A 19,312-nucleotide genomic window follows, 5' to 3' on the forward strand; every position below is an offset into this window, starting at 1 on the left:
GTATGAGAATTCGATTCTGAAATTCGAATAATACCCTTTGAGAATCCGATTTGTCGTCGCGATGTAGATCCGCGAGCCCGCTCAGAACTTGAAGATTATTCCTCACCCTGTGATGGATTTCCTTGATCAGCTCGTCCTTTTCCTTAATGTAAGAATTCAAAAGATTGACCGTGAGAATCGCGATCACCGTAAAAATTAAAAAACCGATTACGGAATCCATGACAAAAACGCTGTTTAACATATTTCTCATGTTGAGTTTGTAAAAAAACAGAATCATTAAAATAAACGAAAATGAAGCAACGAAAATCGTAGTTCGAATATTCGTGAATAGTAAAAATAAAAGAACAAAAATGAAAAGACTGGATAGAACGTTTCCGACCGGATTTCCGAAAAGCAAAGCCCAACTAACCCCGATCACGACCGAAAGCAACGTGACAACTAACGCTTTTTTGTATTCTCCCAACCAAAGCAACAGAATTGAAATGAATGATGCAAATATGAATAGTATAAAACTAGGACGATAAGTCTCTTCTTTCTCGTAGAAAAAAAAAGTGAATGATAGGCTGGCCAAAGTAAAAACTACCGCGTTAAAAAAAAGCAAGTATAAAGCTCTCACTCTTAGGATAAACGGTTCTTGCGCGTAGATGCGTTGAAATCTTTTTAAAATCATACTTTCCTAAAAAATCAATTCTTTCCGAAATTATACCGCTCTAAAAAACTCATTCACAATTCTAAAATTTTAACTCTTATTGAGGCGAATTTCAAGTCAGTAGAAATATAATATAGTGTAGTGTATCGCGTTTCGTAAAAGTCGCTATGAATTATTCGACTTCTATTTCGAAACAAAAACGAGGATTCCATGCGAGGTTTACGACGTCGACAAAAGGAAACTTGGGAAATTTTTTAAGTTCTCGGTTTTAAATAACGTGAATTCGGCCTAAGAAATTTTAGGCAAATCAGAAACTCGAGTGCGTTCGCTTGAACTAAAGTTGTTGCTCCTGCGGTCGCAACATTATGCTTCAATTCCTAAATGACTTTTGATTGATTCTTAATTCCAACGTTTCCTTTTTTCCAACATCTTTCTCAAACCAGCTCATTTTGCCGTATAACAACCTTTCCAACGTTAATAAAAATCTTTGAAGTAAAATCAAAAAAACAACCGGTCGATCCTATAACTCGGTTTTTTTTCGATAAATATGGCTCACTCGTTCAAAAACCTTTCTATATTTCCACTGATATTTCATTGGAGGTTTACACGATGAAACAAAATAAAAACCAATTGCAGAGAGGAATGTTGACAATTACGGCTTTCGCAGTTGCAACATTATTCTTAGTTACGAGTTGTAAAAAAGAAAAAGACGACAATAACGAGCTTTTGCTGATGGCTGCGCTTTTATCGGGCGGCCCGATAGGGACGGCGGAATTCAGTTTTTCGAATACGGCAAATTTGCTCGCGGCAAGAACCGAAGATTCTTCTCGTTTTTTGACGCTTCCTGAGACGCTCGGACAAGGATCCGCGTTCTTAACGGACTTAGCCGGAGACAATCCGCAAAACTACGGGGATGGAGTGGGAGACGGATTTAACGATAAGTTTGTAACTCCGCAAGCCGCCGAAATCCAAGTTTGTCAAGTCGTCGCCTATAAGTCCGCGGAAAAAGGCGGACCTGCCAGAGGAAGTGAAACTTTACAAAATGCTAATTTTGTTTCCTTCAATCTGAGCGGCCCGTTCGGTAGCGGCGTATGTACTGCATTTACCAGAATAAGTATAACCGGACTCGGCGGCACGAGGCCGACGGCTCTATCGATAACCCAAATCCCACAGAATGAAAAGGACGACTACGATCGAATCGGACTGGTCATCAGAGCCTTTCGATATTATTTTAATCCGACCGATCTTCCCGAAAACGCATACCGCTACGTGGATCTGATTCTGAACAAACCGACTCCCCCCATGCTCCCCGGAATGGAAGGCGCCGCTTTTGAGGAAAGAGGAGACGTTTCACCGGTCATATTCGAGTACGGCGCTCCCCCATCGTTTATAACTTCTCCGAGTCTTATGTTTCCGGAATTTCTTCCACAAGACGAGATTAGATCTTATGCGTTTTTTGGATCCTTTGTGGATGCTTCCAGCGGTTCGCTTTTAAAAATGCCGGACGCTATCAGCACCAACGCGGCGTTCGGATTCAATTCTTTAAATCCGGCCGAAAATTTTTCCGGAGTTGCTTATACAAACAGTTCCCAGAAGTTGAAATTCAAATTACCGACTTCCGCCAACTCTTTGAAAAAAGACGATCCGTACATTCTCGTTGTGGACTTGAACAATACCAAAGGGGAAAAAGGAAATCTCCTTTTCAACGTTTCCGTGGACAGGGTGCTTTTCTGGGATTCGAGCGATGCGGACAACGTTTTTTCTCCTCAATTGAATGCGGCCGACAGACCGAACGCAACGAGCGGAGAGGATAACCTAACAACGACCTCGAGAAGAAACGTGATCTTTCATTTGCCTACGATCCTCGGTGAAACGAAATGAAAGAACCAAAACATTAGAAAAACGGAAATAGAATCCGGATAAAAAAAAGGCGAAGTGACTCCTAATGAGCGGTCGCTTCGCCTCAAAGACATCTGGTGCAAATACAAAATATACGACTCCGAAAAGAATCCGATTCTTACTATCTCAAGGACTTTTTTCTTCGTCTGAAAATTTCGTTATACGACCGGAGGATAATCTAAAAGGGTTATATCCGGATTCTTCTTTTGAAAATAACCTTTGTCCCACTCCGTATCAAAGAGAAGCGCCGCCCTACCGCCGCGATCGGTAACCAAGTTGGCGGATGAAGGAACCTTCGCCAAATCCTCCCGGCCGATCCAACAGGAAATCACATACGGAAGAACCGTAACCGTGGAAGGTGCGTTGTATTCGTCCAAAAGTCTTCTTTTAAAAACTTCAAACTGAAGTTGTCCCATCGCGCCTATGATGGGAAGCCCTCCCCCGATTGTCTGAGAAGAAAACAAATGAAGAATTCCTTCCTCCGCAAGTTGATCGATTCCTTTTCGAAAACTTTTCATACTCGCGGTATCGGAAGAAGAGATCGTAGCAAAAAGTTCCGGCGCAAATACGGGAAGACCTTTCAAATCCGGAATCTTGGAAGACGCAAGGATATCACCGATCGCGTACGTTCCCGGATTTACGAGTCCGATGATATCTCCCGGATACGCTTCATCGACCGTGTTTCTATCCTGACCGAAAAAAGCAAAGGAAGAGGAAAGTTTAACGGATTTTCCCAATCTTCCGTGAAGCACGTTAAGCCCTCTTTCAAACTTACCGGAAGTCACTCTTAAGAACGCGATTCGGTCTCTGTGTTGACGATTCATGTTCGCTTGAACCTTAAAGATAAAACCGCTGAACGGCGTACGGATCGGATCCAAACGAGATCCGTCTTTCAAAGGAAAGAATAAAGGCGGAGGTGCGATTTTGATGAATTCGTCTAAGAACAATTGAATCCCGAAGTTGTTCACCGCAGAACCGAAGAAGACCGGAGTGATTTTGGAATCCAAAAAGTTTTCTTTACTGAATTCTGAAATTCCACCTTCTACGAGTTCCAATTCTTCTCGAAAGGATTTGATAACCCAATCCTCAAATTGAAAATCGAGTTCCGGATCGTTTATACCCGAAGTTTGAAAAGAGGACTTCTGACTCCCTCCGGGAGTTTTATCGTATGTTAGAATTTTCTTATCTTTGCGGGAATACACTCCGCTGAAATCCACGCCGGTTCCGATCGGCCATACCATAGGCACCGCGGAGATCCCGAGCACCTTTTCTATCTCGTCCAAAAGAACAAAAAGATTTTTTGTAGGCCGATCCATTTTGTTGATAAAGGTTACGATCGGAATTCCGCGATCTCTACAAACCTTGAACAACTTGATCGTCTGAGGTTCCACTCCCTTACCTGCGTCGAGCACCATCACCGCCGTATCGGCTGCGATCAAAGTGCGATACGTATCTTCCGAAAAATCTTCGTGACCGGGAGTATCCAATAGATTGAGAACGTATCCGTTGTATTCGAACTGAAGCGCCGCGGAAGTGATGGAGATTCCTTTTTCTTTTTCCATCTCCATCCAATCGGAAGTGGCGGCCTTCCGGTTTTTACGGGCCTTAACGGCTCCGGCGAGTTGGATCGCACCTCCGTATAAAAGGAGTTTTTCCGTAAGAGTGGTTTTTCCCGCATCCGGGTGAGCGATGATCGCGAAGGTTCTCCTTCTTCGAGTTTCCTCTTCGATGGATTGATTCGGTTTTGGTTCCACTGTCTCGCTCATTACTTGGCTCCGCGCTCTTTCCAGATTTTCTTTGCAAAGTCGACTGTCAGCAATTAAACTCGACGAGGCGATCGAGTTTATGAAGTAACTCAAATCTTATTGCCTATGGGCCATTCCGTTTGGTCGGAGTTTACCTCGTTTTTTTAGCCTTTTTCATTTACGAAACGACTTCGATTTTGTTTTCTGTACATAAGTTATTATGATCGAAAGTAATGTAAAACATCTGATATCCTGGGAAGATTGGTCGGATTCCGAGATTCTGGATCTACTCAACTTTGCGATTCACGTAAAGAAAAATCGAGTGAACTACGCCGGTCACCTAAGCGGTCGCACTTTAGCGATGCTCTTTCAGAAAACTTCCACAAGAACCAGGGTCTCCTTCGAGGTTGCGATGACCGAAATGGGAGGACACGGAATTTATCTGGATTGGATGGCGTCTAACTTTCAACTTTCCGATATCGATCTGGAAGCGAGATATCTTTCCAGAAACGTTTCCGTCATCATGGCTCGTTTGAAAAAGCACGAGGACCTACTCGCAATGAAAAACGGTTCTCAGGTTCCGGTGATCAACGGATGCGATAACATGTTTCACCCTTGCCAATCTCTCGCGGACATCATGACGATCGCACTCGACAAACCCGAACGTCCTCTAAGTCAAGTAAAGCTGACTTATATAGGAGTTCATAACAACGTAGTCAATTCCCTCATCGGGATCTGTGCCGCGCTCGGAGTTCGTCTCACTCTTGTAACTCCGATTGCCGAAAAAGAAAACATCGACGAGCCCACCGTCGAAAGAGCGAAAACAAAAGGAACTCTCACTTGGGAACAGAACTTGGAAAAGGCGGTCAAAGACGCGGACTACGTCTACACGGACACTTGGTTGGATATGGAATTTTTCAACGATCCTTCTTACGCCGATAAGAAAAAACAAAGAATGGAACTCATGATGCCTTATCAGATCAATTCGTCTTTGATGGAAAAAACAAACGCAAAGGTCATGCACGATATGCCGATCCACGCCGGTTATGAAATCACAAGAGACGTCGTCTTGAGTCCACGATCCATCATATTTCAACAAGCGGAGAATCGTCTGGACGCTCAGAAAGCGGTCATTCTCAAACTTCTCGAAGCTTGATCCTTCTGAAAATCGGTTTACAGAGGCCCGCGTTTTCGAAACCTGTATTTAGAGCCTTTTCACCTCACTTGCAGGCTCGAAATCAGAATTAAAGGTATCTCTATGTCTAAATTGACTCATCCGAGAGAGGCGCTCTTCGAAGGAGAAAAGCCCTTCCCTATCATTCCTGCCTGCGAGCATTTTGCAGGTTCCGAAAAGCTGATTACAAAAGCGCTCGAACTCCAAAACAAACTCGGCGGTCTTTTCGACATCACGATGGACTGCGAAGACGGAGCACAAACCGGAAAAGAAAAAGAACACGCGGAACTGATCGTTCGTCTTCAAAACGGCGAACTCAACAAACACAAGATGAGCGGGGTCCGAATCCACGACTACACGAACGCGTTTTGGAAACAAGACGTAGACATCATCGTTCCCGGCGCCGGAGAAAAAATCGCATACATCACCATTCCAAAACCGACCCGCGCGGCTCAGGTCGAAGAAATGATCGCTTACATTCAAAAAGCGGTTCAGAAAGCGGGAATCAAAAGGGAAATTCCGATTCACGTTTTGATCGAAACCAACGGAGCCCTTCAAGAAATCGAAAAGATCGCGGCCCTTCCTTGGTTGCAGGTTCTTGATTTCGGTTTAATGGATTTCATCTCGGGACACCACGGAGCGATTCCTGCTTCTTGTATGAAAAGCCCCGGTCAGTTCGATCACGAACTTTTGAGAAGAGGAAAAGCGAATCTCGTGGCGGCCGCTCTTGCAAACGGAGTGATACCTGCGCACAACGTTACACTCGATTTGAAAAATCAGTATCAAACTTATAAGGACGCAAAACGCGCCCATGACGATTTCGGTTTTTTAAGAATGTGGTCCATCTATCCGACTCAGATCCAAGCGATCCTGGACGCGATGGCTCCGGATTACAGCGAGGTTCAAACCGCCGCGGAAATTCTCATCCAAGCGCAAAACGCGGAATGGGGACCGATTCAGTATGCGGGCGATCTTCACGACCGCGCGACTTACAGATACTTCTGGGAAATTATCCAAAAGGCTAAATTGACCGGAATCTCCATTTCGGACGAAGCGAACAAAAGATTTTTCAACTGAGTTGGAATTCTATTTTTCTATTTTAGAATTTTCTAAATTATAAAAGCCGCAAGTGATTGCGGCTTTTTTACGGGATTCGCGGACTTTGAAATAACAATCGAGAACGAATAGGGAAACTCTAAAAAGAAATTTCACACTAGGAAAGAAGAACCGAATCAAACGAATGCGAAGTTTTTTTACTTAACGAACTTTTCCAAAAGTTTTGAAATCAATTCGTTTAAACTCTTCTCAACGTGATCCCAGGATTTTTTATTCATAGGTTCCAGGGGCATTTTTTTATCGAGTTGTTTGTATCGATCGAAACTTTCTCTTGCGTAGTCCAGATACTTTTTCGGTTCGATACCCAGTTTGTCCAACGGACCCTCGTTTTTAACGTAAATCGCGGCTAATTTTTCCAAGTATTCGTCTTGTAAAAAATAATATCGAATATCCAATTTAACGTCTTCGATCGCCTTATAAATTTTCGAACCCTGAGATTCTTTTTTTTCCGCTGAAGATTTTTCGGAAGTTGTCTCCGAAGGAGAGATTTGAGTTTTTTCGTTCGGTTCCGAAAGTTTGGCCGGAGAATTCTTTTTTTTCAACTTCTCGAGTTTTTCGCGTTTTAAAATATCAAATAAAGCGCTTTTTTTATTCTTACTCACGATCACACCCTATCTTTAAATTATACGTTTATAGCACGTCTCAAAACTCAATTTTACTTTATCAGAACGATCAGCCGCAAGTTTTCGGGACAGGTTCTTATTTTCTTATCGGAAGACATAGCCCTCCCGACAATCACTAATAGCTATAAGACGAATTTTCCAGGAAAAAAATATCTTTCAATTTGAATTCTAAAAAAATCCGAGAAACTATCGAACGTTGTGTTTCGTTTGTGTCAAAAATTTATTTTCTAATTTTTGCGATCCGTAGTTAGATGCGAGTCCTCACGATCTTAATAGGACACTTCGTATATCTACGAAAAGGTTACGTTGGAAAAAATTGAATGGGTTCGTTCAATCCGATTTTTGATCCGTCCGAAGTTTTCTTAAGGCGCAGTTGGGCAGCCATTCGCAGCGCAAACAAAAAGAATCCTCGGGTTGAAAGGTGGGCGGAGGACATAAATTTACGTTCTTTTGTTGTAAAGGAGTCAGAATCGTTTCCCGATCGGAATAGGAAGTTTGCCGAGCCAGTTCGCTTAACAATTCTAAATTCTTTCGAGTCTCCGAATCCAAATCCTCCTCCAGAGAGCGAGTCTGCGGCGGTGAATTTTCTTGGATCTTTTTTTTAGGAAAGATATTTCCGAAATCGAGGAAATTGTCTTTCAAAATCCAAGGAGCGGCTATAGTAGCTCCGATCGCTCCTCCGAGATGACAGGAATTGCTCACTACAAAGGGAGAATGGAAATAATAAACCGAAATAAAGTCCGCGACAAAACCTCCCCCCACAAAAATCCAAGCCGCATAACGCGCCTTCATTCTAAAGAAGATAAGGAACACTTCCGTTTCCGGAAATAAAATTCCGAACAAAACGAGAATTCCGGTCACTCCTCCGCTCGCGCCGAGAGTTGTGGTATGAAAGAGATCCATAGGATAATGAATTCCTAATATTTGAACGAACATAGGAGCGAGTAAAACGGTGATTCCTCCCGTTAAGATCGCCGCGACATAAACGATCGTAAACTTCCATGCGGGAATGTATTTACAAATCAAACCTCCGAACATCACGAACACGTACATGTTGAAGAACAAATGTATGAACGGAGTACCGTACGCCTCGTGTAAAAATCCGTATGAAAAAATTTGCCAGTAGTATCCGTGAAAAACTCGGGAAGGAGTTAACGCGAAGTAATATTCCAAAATTCCGGTCCCGCCGGCAAAAAGCTGAAGAATATAAATGAGAACGTTTGCGATTAAAAATAGATTGATCGGATGAAAGATAGAACGACCGAAAAGAGACATTCCGTTTCGGTTTTTTCTTTTTGCCATATTGGATAGAATACGAACTGTGGTTAGAGAGTCAAGCAGGCTAAGCCGGGGCAAAAAATCGCCCCGGGTTTCCTACATTCTCCGGGAGAAGGAGAATGATTTTTCAATCACATTCTTTAAATCGAAAAATCGGACCTCAACCTTTAGACTGAGAAAGAAAAAAATGCGTGAATCCGTATTAAAACCAATTCTTTGGACCAACCAAGAACTGATCCTTCTGGATCAAAGAGTTCTTCCCGGAACCACTTCCTACCTGACCGCAAAAACGATGGAAGACTGTATTTTTGCGATCCGCGAAATGGTCGTTCGAGGGGCTCCCGCGATTGCGATCACCGGCGCCTTTGGAATCGCCTTGTACTTGAACGGTCTATCTTCCAAACCGACTTTCTCCGAACTCAAAATAAAATTAGACAAACTTTTAGAATCCAGACCCACCGCGGTCAATCTGAAGCTTGCGATCGAGGAATTTTCCTCCCGTTTTCCGGAATCGGATTATTCCTCCTTTAGTTTACAAAAGATGCAAAAAGGCGCGGAAGAATTCGCACTTTTTATGCTCGAAGAAGATTTAGAAAACAATTTGACCCTTTCTAAAAATGCGCTCTCACTCTTTCCGAAATCCCCATCTTCCTTGAACATCATCACTCACTGCAATACCGGAGCGCTCGCCACCGCGGGGCACGGAACTGCGTTAGGCGTTATACGATCCCTCCGAGACGCGGGACATTCTCTTACGGTTTTTGCGGACGAAACCAGGCCCTATCTGCAAGGAGCTCGCCTAACCGCCTGGGAACTGAAAGAAGAAGGAATCCCTTCCTATCTCATCACGGACAATATGGCCGGTTGGGTCATGGCCTCCCGAAAAATCCACGCGGTTATCGTAGGCGCGGATCGAATCGCTTCCAACGGAGATACGGCCAATAAGATCGGAACCTATCCTTTGGCTATCGTCGCCAAACATCACGGAGTTCCTTTTTACGTGGCCGCCACGGCAAAAAGTATGGATTTTAGAATTCCGGACGGAAGTCATATTCCGATCGAAATGAGAAAAGAAGAAGAAGTCACTTCGTTCGGATTTTTAAAAGACGCGGAAGGAAAACCATTGTTAAACATCGCACCCGACGGAATGAAAGCCCTCAATCCTTCCTTCGACGTGACACCCGCCTCCCTCATCACCGGAATCATTACCGAAAGAGGAATCGTTTCTCCCGTTAACGAAGAGAATCTAAAGAAAGTTTTCGGTTAACACGGGCGGGTTTCGGAAACGATCCGTCGAACGCCAATAGAAGAGACGTTTTAGTTTCCCGGAGCGCGTTGAGTTCCTTATTTTACGTGGGCTGTTAGTAGGACAAATTTCAATTTCAACAGAACTTACTTCGTCTGTAACGCGACCATCATCGCTTTCTCTTGCCCCGGTTCAAAAACCATCATAAAGGAAGATTGGAATTTAGTGATCTTCTCGATCTGTCTTCTGTAATGAATCACCGCGCCGGGAAACGCGCCTTTTTGAACCGCGAGCCTTACGGCGCCCGGATTAAAACGCGCGCTTTTCAAACTGTCCTGTTTGAATTTTAGCATATTCAAAATCTTTAATTTTTTGTTATAGTCTTCGAATACCGTTTTAAAAGCGGCCTTTTTATCTTCGGGAAGATTTCCTCTGGAACGTTGAACCATGTGTTTGATCTGTTGGATCTTAGGGAGAATTTTCTCCATTTCTTTCTCGCCCATCTGAATCTTTTTGCTGATATCTTGAAAGGAACGATCGTTCTTAAAATGAAATCCGAGTTCGACCATAACGTCCAATTCCGCGCTCGATCCTAAGGAAACGACTGAAATTCCTTCGTTGGTTCTAACCTTGCTCGAAACGAGGTTGCCGTTCGATCCGTTTAAAATGATCGAACCCAAAGTATCGATCGTAGAATTCAGAATCGCTCCTTCTACGATGATATCTCCCTCCGTTTCCAGAAATGTGTTTTCAATAAACTTCGCCTGAATCCTTCCCGTCACTTGAATGATTTCCGTACCGGAACCCTTGATCCCGCCGTGAACGATCAAATCCTGTCCGACCTTAACCGTATTACTTTCCAAGTTTCCGTAGACGACAAGAGCCCCCGTACATTCCACAACGGAACCGGGTTCGATATCTCCTCGAACGATAACGTTTCCGTCAAACTGAATGTTTCCCGTGGAAAGTCCCACGTTACCCGCGATATGAAGTTCCGGGGATACGGTGATGGAAACATCGGTAACGAAGATCACTCCGTTGGTGGAAGCGAAATATTCCTGAAGTTTTTTTCCTTCCTCAAGGCCCGCCCTTTCCTCGATGTTATTACCGATTACAAGTTTAGGTTTTTTGATCGCGGGCGCGGGAATGATGTTTCCGAATACGTCAAAACCGGGTGTTCCGGGGATTCCTTCGAACTTTGTGGCGAGTTTTTCGCCGACTTTAACGTTGATATAACGATCTATGTTTCTGAAATCGGCTCTACCGTCTTCGAGCAATTTGACCCGTTTTGCCATCGGATGATAAAAACGAACCCATCCGTTTTCTCCGGGAATCGGAGCCGCACCTTTTGCGATCTCTACTTTGATCGGAGTAAAATCCCCCTTTTTGGCCGCTTCTTCGAGTAAGGCCAAAACTCTTCGGATCTCATCGATTAACATTCGTTCCCTGTGGATTCCCCAATCAAGAACGATACTCCAAAGTTTATCGTTGGATATGGTTTCCCCTTTCAGATTGTAAGGTCTGACGGTCATCGTTGCCGTCAGTTGATCCGGAGAGACCGCAATGGTGATCGCGGAATCTACGGAAACGGGAGATATTTGAGATTCTGGCGTTGGTGTATTCATAGGTTTATTGGTCGCATTCATGATCTTTCAATCTTTTAGTCATAAACTAAGATTCTTTTCTATCTCCCAATCCAGTCGGAGTAAGAAAAGAAATTAAAATGTAGTATATAGGATTCCATTGAAATGAAACTTATTTTTTACATATATTACAACAAATCCTAAAAACTCTTCCCAAAAAACCACGGGCTTTTCCATTCTTAAGTCTTTTCTCGTAGAAAATTTCCGGCTTGGGACATACCATAAAATAAAAAAATGAATCTCACTCACTCGAATTACACAACAAACTTCGTTCTGAAATTTTTTCTAAAATCTTTGCGCCTCCGAACTTTCGAGAACGAAAATCTTGGCGAAAAAACAAAAAATCAAAGTTCAGTTCGATCAACTTAGGATGGGACGAAAAACGCCCCAAAAACCCACACTCAAAAAGGACGGCTCGCGGAAAAAAGATATTCCCCCCAGAACTTCGCCATGGGAAAAATTTCAGTCAGACTGGAATAAAAAGGACGATGATCTCCGTGAGTCAGAAGGCCGGTTTCGAGAAAAGAAACGTTTTGATTTCCATTCTTCAGAATTAAATCCCTTAAATCCTTGGATTCCTGCGGGGAAATGACTGGGTCGTCGTCCCCGTGGAGCAAAAAACAAGGTTTGAAAAAACGATCCGCAAAAGACGAGGGAGAAGTCTCTTTCACGAACGCATCCGCGTCCGCAACGGCTTTTTTGATTTCGAACGCGGTTTCCGTTCTAAAATCGGAACTCTCCAAAAACTTTTTTACAAAAGTCTTATCGTCCTCGCTTAAAAGGGAAAGTATTTTCGGTCCCCGAACTGCGTCCCCCTCTCTGGAAAGTCCGTTGTCCAGAGCCGATTCAAAAAAGTATTCCTTTAAACCCTCGACCTCAGAACGAATTACATGAACGTAATTGTACATCATCACGTTCACGGCGTAACTTTCGATCTCGTAATTTTTTAATACGAACGGAAACGTATCGCCGAAATTCGAATAACTTCCGATCAAAAGTGCGGAGGTCAAAACCCTTTGGCATTCCGGATTTGCTAATGCGACAAAACCCATTCCCGCCGAAAAACTCGCGGAAAGATAGGACAGAGGACGTTTTTCCAAAGCGTAAATCTTAAGAAACGCGGAACGGATATTGGCGATCGTCTCCGAACGAACGAGGAGTCCCTTTACTTCCGGAAGTTCGGGAAGATATACCCGAAATCCACGGTTTGCTAGTTGATTTCCCAACGCGAGAATTCTCATGTCGTCGATTCCTTTAAAACTCATCCCGTGTTGCAGATAGATCAGGGGTGAGAGAGAGTCGGTCGGATTTTCCAAGATCTTCGTTCTTAAGGAAACCGAGTTCGGCAGATCCAAACTTGTTTCCGTTATGCGCGCTTGTTTGGGAGTTTTCAGGCCGGAGTAATCGATCAAAAAGGGGAATCCCCGCAATAGGTGCATCGGCGTTGCAGTTTTTAAATTCCGGTAAAAATCTCCACAATTTTTTTAGCCCGATGTGATTTTTACGCCGGACATCGTACGAATCGTCTTCGGGATCCGCAATTTTTTCTACGTTCAGATCGTTCTTTAACTTCGAATAACGTAGAAATTTCTAAAACTTTTTCATAAGTAAAATGAGATAGATTCTTCCCAAGTATTGTTTCGCTTTCGAGTCTTTTAAAAAGTAGATCAGGATGTATTGTCTGTACGTTTCCAGATCGATCGGTATCAATTTATGATTCAGCATTTCGGGCGGTAAAAGATCGGTTTCAAATCTCCCGAGTTTTATTTCCGAAATCAACAAACCGCAGATCTGATTGGCAAACTCCATCAAAATCGAAGGCGCGTCCGCTCTTACCGTGGGATCGATGTGAAAGGATTTTGCAACCAAAGGAAGCAGTTTTAATTTCGTATAACCGTCCATCGCAAGAAATAATTTTCCTTCGATCTCTCCTTTGAATTCCACCATAGTACAGTTTTCGTAACAAAGACCTTCGTTTTTGGACGGACCAAAGGCTTCCCTGACCGCGGTTACGTTCAGAGTTTTGTCCAGATACTCCGGAAAGATCTGCGAGATCGTAAGAATGAATTTTTCGTCGAGTAAGGGATCGATACTCACAGACAGATATACCGATTCGGGCCTTCTTCGACGGACAATCCGAGCGCCTTTCTTGCGTTAGTCGACCATTCTTCCCTGTTTCCTTCCAAGACGGACAAGCCCAAGTTGAGATCGGCGGGATGACTTTCCTTTTGCAGGGATTCGACGAGTTCCTTTAAGTTTTTGCTGAAACGTTCCCATTCTTCCGGAAAAACGAAAAACGCGACCCTGTCTTTTCGAATTCTATAAAAACGGACCTGCTTGCGGAGTATTTTGGACGTCCAGAGCGACATCCATTTCAGCACGTAAGGATATGGAGATTCGGTCCGAACACTTGCAAAGATTAGAATACTCTCATGAACCCGTATTTTATCCAATTCGAACGCGTGTAAATTTCCGAATCCGGTTTCCGGATCGGAAGATTCGAATTGTATCGAAACCTGCTCCTCGTATTCTTCCTTCCAAGATTGGAACTCTCTCGGATTCAAAAGTTCCCATTCGTTTAACGATATCTTAATATAACCGAAAGGTCGAACTCCCGTGGAAAGCGGAATCAAAACGGAAGTATCGGCGAATGCGATTCTCCCCTCTCCGATTTCCCTTAAACTTTTTTCGGTCGGAGTATTTTCTTCCGGAGATTCGGGGATATGAAACACCTTTCCCTTACGGGAAGCCAAAAGCAGAGAAACTTCCCCGCTTAAAAAGTAGATTTCGGCCGCACTCAACCGGGAACCGAGTCGCTCCAAAAATTTTCCGTGCGCCTGAATCAGCTCCGGATGTGCGGGGACCTCTCTCCTCCAAATCGTACGAATCTGAGTTTGATTCGCCTTGGATGCGGCAGAAGAAAAACTTCGTTCCGTACTGGTTTCTCCGGGAGGATCGTCTACATTTGCAAACGTCGAGTTTTCGTTTTTCTTATCTTCGGATTGAATTGGCAAGATCGGAGTTGGGATCGTACTATCGAATGTTTGTATCGGCCTATTTGTAATTTCCGTCCGAGAGTTCGAATCGATTTCCGGAAGTCGGTTCGTAGTACGACGATTCGAAGATTTTTGAGCGCTTTCCTTGAGAATCAAACCGAACAAAAACAAAAGTGAAATCGATATTCCCCCGAAAACCAAAGTGTCTCCGGTTAGAAGATTTTTGTTGAGGTTCGTCTGTTTTTCCAAAACGTCGAACGTACAATTAAAAAAAAAGAAAATGATTCCGAAATATTGGATTTTCATAAGCGGACTGCCGTTAATATACTTAACGGGCAAATTCCAAGACCTCTAAACCAATTTTTATGAAGTTATACAACGAACTGGCAGAATTCTATTTCGACATCGAAAAGCCCGCGCGCAAGATCGATTCCGAAACCAAGTTTTTGGATCGCCTTTTTCGAAAACATAGGATCATGACCGTCCTGGATATGGGCTGCGGTACGGGAGAACACGTTCGTCACTTTCAGTCGCTCGGTTATAGACCCAAGGGAATCGATTCTTCGTCGAGAATGATCGACGTGGCCAAAAAAAGATATTCCCATTGCAAGTTCGACGTGTCGCCGATGCAATCGTATCAATCCGGAGTTCTTCTCGACTGTGTCGTCAGCCTTTTCGGTTCGTTTAACTATCTCTTAACGAACGAGGAGATCGATGCGACTCTCGATCACATCGAACAAAATCTGAAACCCGCGGGCCTCGCGATTCTCGAAATCTGGAACGCGGAACCTCTGCGAACGATCAAAAGAAAACCGATCACTCCCGTCGCTCAAATCAAATCCCAAAACACTACGATTCAAAGAAACAGGGGTTTCCGTTTGGTCAGGGCCGATACCTCCACGATGGTGGAAGTGAATTATATCTATCAAATCGATACGAGGGAAATTCGAGACAAACACGTTATGCGCGTTTTCTATCTTCCCGAAATCGAAAAGATGATCCTCAGACATAAATTCGAAATCATACAAGTGTATTCGGGTTTTAACGAAACCAAATTTAAGAATTCGGCCGGAAGAATGATTCTAGTCCTGAAAAAAAAGGGCGCGTAATTCAAAACGATTTTAGGGGACTTCTACAAACTCCCTCTTTTAGATCGGCAAATTAAAATCAAACGGATAGAACCGCATACTATCGAGGTTAAAAACGATTTTTAGCATTTACTTGATTTTTTGAATTGGTTGTGTGATTCTCGGTTTCCGGATCGAGATTTAGAAAATATTGATAGACCTTACGATTTCATCGAAACAACGGAAGAAATTCTTAAAAAATAAATTACCCCGGAGAATTTTATGCCAGAATCCTACGATCTTACCGTCATCGGAGCGGGCCCGGGCGGTTACGTCGCCGCCATTCGAGGCGCCCAGTTGGGCATGAACGTTTGTATCGTCGAAAAAGAAAAACCCGGCGGAATCTGTTTGAACTGGGGTTGTATTCCCACAAAGGCCCTTTTGGAATCCGCTCATCTTTTGGAAAAAATACATTCCGCCAAAGATTACGGAATCGAACTTTCAAACGCAAAACCCGATTTTCCAGCAATCGTTCGGCGCTCCAGAAACGTCGCGGACGGAATGGCCTCGGGTGTTGAGTTCCTTTTAAACAAAAATAAAATCGCCCGTAAGAAAGGAACCGCAGTATTCAAAGATGCGAATACGATTTGGCTTCCCGATACTTCCAAAGAAGAAATCACGTCCCGGTATTTTATCGTCGCCACGGGAGCGAGAGCCAGAGAACTTCCGGGTTTACCCTTTGACGGAAACACGGTTCTTTCCTCCAGAACCGCGATGGTGCAGGAAAAAATTCCCCAATCCCTTTTGATCGTGGGCGCGGGCGCGATCGGAGTGGAGTTCGCCGACTTTTATTCGGCGATGGGAACCAAAGTCACGTTAGTCGAAATGTTGGATCAAATTCTACCCGTAGAAGACAGGGAAATCTCCGGATTTTTAGAAAAGTCCTTTGTCAAACGAGGGATCCGAGTTCTTACCGGGGTCGGAGTTTCCGATCCCACGATTCAAAACGGAAACGTCAAGGTTCTCCTCAAAGGAAAAAATCTTCCGGAAACGGGAGAGGTCTTGGAAGCAGAGAAAATTTTAGTTTCCATCGGACTGGTTCCGAATACGGACTCGATGAACTTGGAGGAGATCGGCGTCTTTTTACAAAGAGGTTTTGTAAAGACGGACACAAAATACAAAACGAGCGTCCCTCATATCTATGCAATCGGAGATTGCAACGGACCTCCCCTTCTGGCTCACGTCGCTTCTATGGAAGGAATCAAAGCGACCGAGGCGATTTCCATCCACTCCGGAAATCCGCACCGTCTCAGTTATACTCCGATCGACTACGACGCGATTCCGGGTTGTACCTATTGTCATCCCGAAGTCGCCTCCATCGGATTTACCGAAAAAAAAGCGACTGACATGGGTTATACGATCAGCGTCGGAAAGTTTCCCTTTATCGCGAGTGGCAGGGCCAAAGCGATGGGAGACACGGAAGGTTTTACGAAAGTGATCGTGGATAAAACTTCCGGAGAAATTTTAGGAGCGCATCTCATCGGTCCCGGAGTGACAGAACTTTTACCGGCCGTCGCTCTCGGTATAACTCAGGAACTGACCGCCAAAGAAATCGCATCCACGATCTTTGCTCATCCCACACTTTCAGAAACCGTAATGGAATCCTTTGCAGCCGCCTTGGGGGAAGCGATCAATCTTTAAAAATTAGGAGATCAGATTTCCGGTCAGTAAGATATCCGTTTTGTTGACCTGAAACTCCGATGGAAGATGGGAACTGAGAGTCAGTAAGGAAGGATCTATATCGTAAAACTTTCCGCTTTTCTCGTCGAAGAAATGATAGTGGTCTACGATATTGCTGTCGTAAACCGATTTTCCCAAACAGGAAAATTTGAATTCTCGGAGAAGTCCGGCGGAAACGAGGACGTTTAACGTGTTATAAACGGTAGCAAGACTCATTTTGAAAGAACGGCTATCGACCCATTCTTTGACTTCTTCCGCGCTGGGATGATCGGCTTCACAAAGCACATACTGGCAGATCGAAATCCTCTGCATCGTGGGTTGGATGGAAACGGACTTCAACCTCTGTTCGATTTCCGTCGGAGTCAGACAAATTTTTTTAGCAAATAACGCTTCCATTTTCTTAGAACTCCATTCGGGAATCCTCTATTCCATAAGACATTCGTAAATCGCATTTTCACACAATTTTATTTGGAGAGCGGCTCTCTTTGTTGAAAAATTTCGCAATCCAAAAAAGGGAGCAAAACGAAAGTCACAAACCGCGGAAAAAAACGGATAAGAAAGTCTTTTTACTTTAACTCTTTCTTCTAAATCTCCAGAATGTCTAAAAAATCTTTCAGATGATACGAACAATGAAACAAAAAATTACATCCGTCCTTCTGGCAATCTTCCTTACCCTACCGGCAACGGCGCTTTTAGCGGACGAACCCGTCGGGAATACACAAAATACTCAGACGATCGAAACCCAGGATCCTTCTCATACGCAGGAAGGCCATCACGAAGTCGAGGGAGAAGACCTTCCGTATTGGAGCGTAATTCCTTTCGCTCTTATGCTTTTGTGTATCGCACTTTTACCGATCGTTTCGCATACGACTTCTCATTGGTGGGAAAGTAATACGAACAAACTGATCCTCGCGCTCGTTTTGGCGGCGTTTTCGTTTGTCATATTGGTACTACACGGTTGGTTCGGTAAAATCGTTCACACGCTCGTGTTCGAATACGTTCCGTTTATCATTCTTCTCGGAGCGCTCTTTTACATTTCGGGTGGAATCCGTTTGAAAGGAGATATCGAAGCGACGCCGCTCAACAACACGATCTTTTTGATCATCGGAACCTTTCTTGCGTCCTTCATCGGAACCACGGGAGCTTCCATGCTTCTGATTCGTCCGATTTTGAAAACGAACTCGGAAAGAAAACACGTGGTTCACACCGTTATCTTTTTTATCTTTTTAGTTTCGAACATCGGCGGTTCCTTAACCCCTCTCGGAGATCCTCCGTTGTTCTTAGGTTATCTGATCGGAGTTCCGTTCACTTGGACGTTCAAACTTTTACCGGAATTACTCGTTGCGAGTATCCTTCTTTTGATCCTTTATTTTATCTGGGATACGATCGCTTACAAAAAAGAAACCGTTAAGGATATAAAAAAGGACAAAGTTCGTAAGGAAAAGATCAGTCTGGAAGGTCAGGTGAATTTCATCTGGTTGCTCGGGGTCGTTTTGTCCGTCGCGTACTTAAATCAAAATTACATTTCGGCGATCCACGAAAATCCGTACATCGCATTTATCAGAGAAGGAGTGTTGATCGGTTTGATTTTTGTCTCCAAGTTTACGACTCAAAAACTGGTAAGAGAACACAACAAATTCACTCTGCATCCGATCCAAGAAGTCGCCTATCTGTTCATCGGAATTTTTATCACGATGATTCCGGCGCTCATTCTTTTGGAACACCACGGAAAAGAACTGGGGGTTACCGAAACCTGGCAGTTCTTCTGGGTGACCGGTATTTTCTCGGGAGTTTTGGACAACGCGCCGACTTACCTCACCTTTTTGTCTTTGGCTAAAGGAACTTTGGGGATGACGGACGTGGCTCAAATTCTCGCAGATCCTCACGCGGAAAGTATCTTAAAAGCGATTTCGGTCGGAGCCGTGTTTATGGGAGCGCTCACTTATATCGGAAACGCGCCTAACTTTATGGTAAAGTCCGTCGCGGAGGAAAATAAGATCAAGATGCCGAGTTTCGGCGGATATGTACTTTATTCTTTTGGAATATTGATTCCCGTCTTTTTGCTTCTCACGTTCATCTTCTTCCGTTAAAAACGGGACCCGCCGCCAAAGTCCCTCTCTTCTTTAGGGAGGGACT

16 protein-coding genes are annotated in these 19,312 nt (G+C 43.9%); 7 read left to right on the top strand and 9 right to left on the bottom strand.

The window, feature by feature from the left end:
* Window positions 1-670: histidine kinase dimerization/phosphoacceptor domain -containing protein (locus LEP1GSC060_RS16060; protein WP_003008528.1), on the bottom strand; the 670-nt coding region annotated here is incomplete at its 3' end.
* Between the two features lie 588 nt (window positions 671-1,258).
* Between LEP1GSC060_RS16060 and srpA the strand changes: the two genes are divergently transcribed.
* The gene (gene srpA / locus LEP1GSC060_RS16065; protein ID WP_003008523.1) at window positions 1,259-2,530 is read left to right on the top strand and encodes a sigma factor sigX-regulated lipoprotein SrpA; all 1,272 of its coding nucleotides are present in this window, start codon (window positions 1,259-1,261) and stop codon (window positions 2,528-2,530) included.
* A 176-nt stretch (window positions 2,531-2,706) separates the two neighbouring features.
* Here srpA and LEP1GSC060_RS16070 read toward each other — a convergent pair whose 3' ends face one another.
* A complete protein-coding gene (locus LEP1GSC060_RS16070) occupies window positions 2,707-4,314 on the bottom strand; it encodes a peptide chain release factor 3 (RefSeq protein ID WP_003008417.1) in 1,608 nt (535 codons plus the stop codon).
* 199 nt (window positions 4,315-4,513) lie between these two features.
* Here LEP1GSC060_RS16070 and LEP1GSC060_RS16075 point away from each other — a divergent pair, with 199 nt between their 5' ends.
* Together LEP1GSC060_RS16075 and LEP1GSC060_RS16080 are read left to right on the top strand one after the other, a co-directional pair.
* Entirely contained in the window at window positions 4,514-5,449 is a 936-nt protein-coding gene (locus LEP1GSC060_RS16075; RefSeq protein WP_003008536.1) for an ornithine carbamoyltransferase, read from the top strand.
* Window positions 5,450-5,551: 102 nt separating this feature from the next.
* On the top strand, window positions 5,552-6,544 hold the full coding sequence (locus tag LEP1GSC060_RS16080) for an HpcH/HpaI aldolase/citrate lyase family protein (RefSeq protein WP_003008363.1): 993 nt from the start codon (window positions 5,552-5,554) through the stop codon (window positions 6,542-6,544).
* A gap of 176 nt (window positions 6,545-6,720) precedes the next feature.
* On the opposite strand, the gene LEP1GSC060_RS16085 is transcribed toward LEP1GSC060_RS16080, so the two are convergent.
* Window positions 6,721-7,185 (bottom strand): LIC11177 family protein, encoded by a 465-nt coding sequence (locus tag LEP1GSC060_RS16085; protein WP_036096878.1) that lies wholly within the window; start codon window positions 7,183-7,185, stop codon window positions 6,721-6,723.
* 351 nt (window positions 7,186-7,536) lie between these two features.
* A complete protein-coding gene (locus tag LEP1GSC060_RS16090) occupies window positions 7,537-8,508 on the bottom strand; it encodes a rhomboid family intramembrane serine protease (RefSeq protein ID WP_003008352.1) in 972 nt (323 codons plus the stop codon).
* Window positions 8,509-8,671: 163 nt separating this feature from the next.
* Here LEP1GSC060_RS16090 and mtnA point away from each other — a divergent pair, with 163 nt between their 5' ends.
* Complete coding sequence (mtnA, locus tag LEP1GSC060_RS16095; RefSeq protein WP_003008397.1) at window positions 8,672-9,751, top strand: S-methyl-5-thioribose-1-phosphate isomerase; 1,080 nt, start codon at window positions 8,672-8,674, stop codon at window positions 9,749-9,751.
* A gap of 125 nt (window positions 9,752-9,876) precedes the next feature.
* Here mtnA and LEP1GSC060_RS16100 read toward each other — a convergent pair whose 3' ends face one another.
* From LEP1GSC060_RS16100 to LEP1GSC060_RS16115, 4 genes are all read right to left on the bottom strand, one after another.
* Complete coding sequence (locus LEP1GSC060_RS16100; protein WP_036096855.1) at window positions 9,877-11,376, bottom strand: DUF342 domain-containing protein; 1,500 nt, start codon at window positions 11,374-11,376, stop codon at window positions 9,877-9,879.
* Window positions 11,377-11,774: 398 nt separating this feature from the next.
* Window positions 11,775-12,812: an alpha/beta hydrolase family protein gene (locus LEP1GSC060_RS16105; RefSeq protein WP_036096857.1), complete on the bottom strand. Its 1,038-nt coding sequence runs from the start codon at window positions 12,810-12,812 to the stop codon at window positions 11,775-11,777.
* Between the two features lie 151 nt (window positions 12,813-12,963).
* On the bottom strand, window positions 12,964-13,476 hold the full coding sequence (locus LEP1GSC060_RS16110; protein WP_036096860.1) for a chemotaxis protein CheX: 513 nt from the start codon (window positions 13,474-13,476) through the stop codon (window positions 12,964-12,966).
* Entirely contained in the window at window positions 13,467-14,675 is a 1,209-nt protein-coding gene (locus LEP1GSC060_RS16115) for a hypothetical protein (protein WP_003008508.1), read from the bottom strand. The genes LEP1GSC060_RS16110 and LEP1GSC060_RS16115 overlap by 10 nt, the downstream gene beginning before the upstream one ends.
* 59 nt (window positions 14,676-14,734) lie before the next feature.
* Here LEP1GSC060_RS16115 and LEP1GSC060_RS16120 point away from each other — a divergent pair, with 59 nt between their 5' ends.
* Together LEP1GSC060_RS16120 and lpdA are read left to right on the top strand one after the other, a co-directional pair.
* Window positions 14,735-15,478, top strand: coding sequence for a class I SAM-dependent DNA methyltransferase (locus LEP1GSC060_RS16120; protein ID WP_003008532.1), 744 nt, complete (start codon window positions 14,735-14,737; stop codon window positions 15,476-15,478).
* Window positions 15,479-15,718: 240 nt separating this feature from the next.
* Complete coding sequence (gene lpdA / locus LEP1GSC060_RS16125) at window positions 15,719-17,137, top strand: dihydrolipoyl dehydrogenase (protein WP_003008460.1); 1,419 nt, start codon at window positions 15,719-15,721, stop codon at window positions 17,135-17,137.
* A gap of 3 nt (window positions 17,138-17,140) precedes the next feature.
* Here lpdA and perRB read toward each other — a convergent pair whose 3' ends face one another.
* Window positions 17,141-17,572, bottom strand: a complete 432-nt coding sequence (perRB, locus tag LEP1GSC060_RS16130; protein ID WP_003008394.1) for a peroxide-responsive transcriptional repressor PerRB — start codon at window positions 17,570-17,572, stop codon at window positions 17,141-17,143.
* Between the two features lie 233 nt (window positions 17,573-17,805).
* Between perRB and LEP1GSC060_RS16140 the strand changes: the two genes are divergently transcribed.
* Entirely contained in the window at window positions 17,806-19,266 is a 1,461-nt protein-coding gene (locus LEP1GSC060_RS16140) for a sodium:proton antiporter (RefSeq protein WP_003008584.1), read from the top strand.
* Window positions 19,267-19,312: the final 46 nt, after the last annotated feature.

The organism is Leptospira weilii serovar Ranarum str. ICFT (assembly GCF_000332415.1).
Lineage (GTDB): Bacteria > Spirochaetota > Leptospiria > Leptospirales > Leptospiraceae > Leptospira > Leptospira weilii_A.

What these genes read in the sequence shown, in the direction of transcription:
- mtnA (WP_003008397.1), top strand. Translation starts at nt 8,672, where the DNA reads ATGCGTGAATCCGTATTAAAACCAATTCTTTGGACCAACCAAGAACTG.
- lpdA (WP_003008460.1), top strand. Translation starts at nt 15,719, where the DNA reads ATGCCAGAATCCTACGATCTTACCGTCATCGGAGCGGGCCCGGGCGGT.
- LEP1GSC060_RS16070 (WP_003008417.1), bottom strand. Translation starts at nt 4,314, where the DNA reads ATGAGCGAGACAGTGGAACCAAAACCGAATCAATCCATCGAAGAGGAA.
- LEP1GSC060_RS16090 (WP_003008352.1), bottom strand. Translation starts at nt 8,508, where the DNA reads ATGGCAAAAAGAAAAAACCGAAACGGAATGTCTCTTTTCGGTCGTTCT.
- LEP1GSC060_RS16080 (WP_003008363.1), top strand. Translation starts at nt 5,552, where the DNA reads ATGTCTAAATTGACTCATCCGAGAGAGGCGCTCTTCGAAGGAGAAAAG.
- LEP1GSC060_RS16075 (WP_003008536.1), top strand. Translation starts at nt 4,514, where the DNA reads ATGATCGAAAGTAATGTAAAACATCTGATATCCTGGGAAGATTGGTCG.
- LEP1GSC060_RS16120 (WP_003008532.1), top strand. Translation starts at nt 14,735, where the DNA reads ATGAAGTTATACAACGAACTGGCAGAATTCTATTTCGACATCGAAAAG.
- LEP1GSC060_RS16115 (WP_003008508.1), bottom strand. Translation starts at nt 14,675, where the DNA reads ATGAAAATCCAATATTTCGGAATCATTTTCTTTTTTTTTAATTGTACG.
- LEP1GSC060_RS16100 (WP_036096855.1), bottom strand. Translation starts at nt 11,376, where the DNA reads ATGAATGCGACCAATAAACCTATGAATACACCAACGCCAGAATCTCAA.
- LEP1GSC060_RS16105 (WP_036096857.1), bottom strand. Translation starts at nt 12,812, where the DNA reads ATGCACCTATTGCGGGGATTCCCCTTTTTGATCGATTACTCCGGCCTG.
- perRB (WP_003008394.1), bottom strand. Translation starts at nt 17,572, where the DNA reads ATGGAAGCGTTATTTGCTAAAAAAATTTGTCTGACTCCGACGGAAATC.
- LEP1GSC060_RS16140 (WP_003008584.1), top strand. Translation starts at nt 17,806, where the DNA reads ATGAAACAAAAAATTACATCCGTCCTTCTGGCAATCTTCCTTACCCTA.
- srpA (WP_003008523.1), top strand. Translation starts at nt 1,259, where the DNA reads ATGAAACAAAATAAAAACCAATTGCAGAGAGGAATGTTGACAATTACG.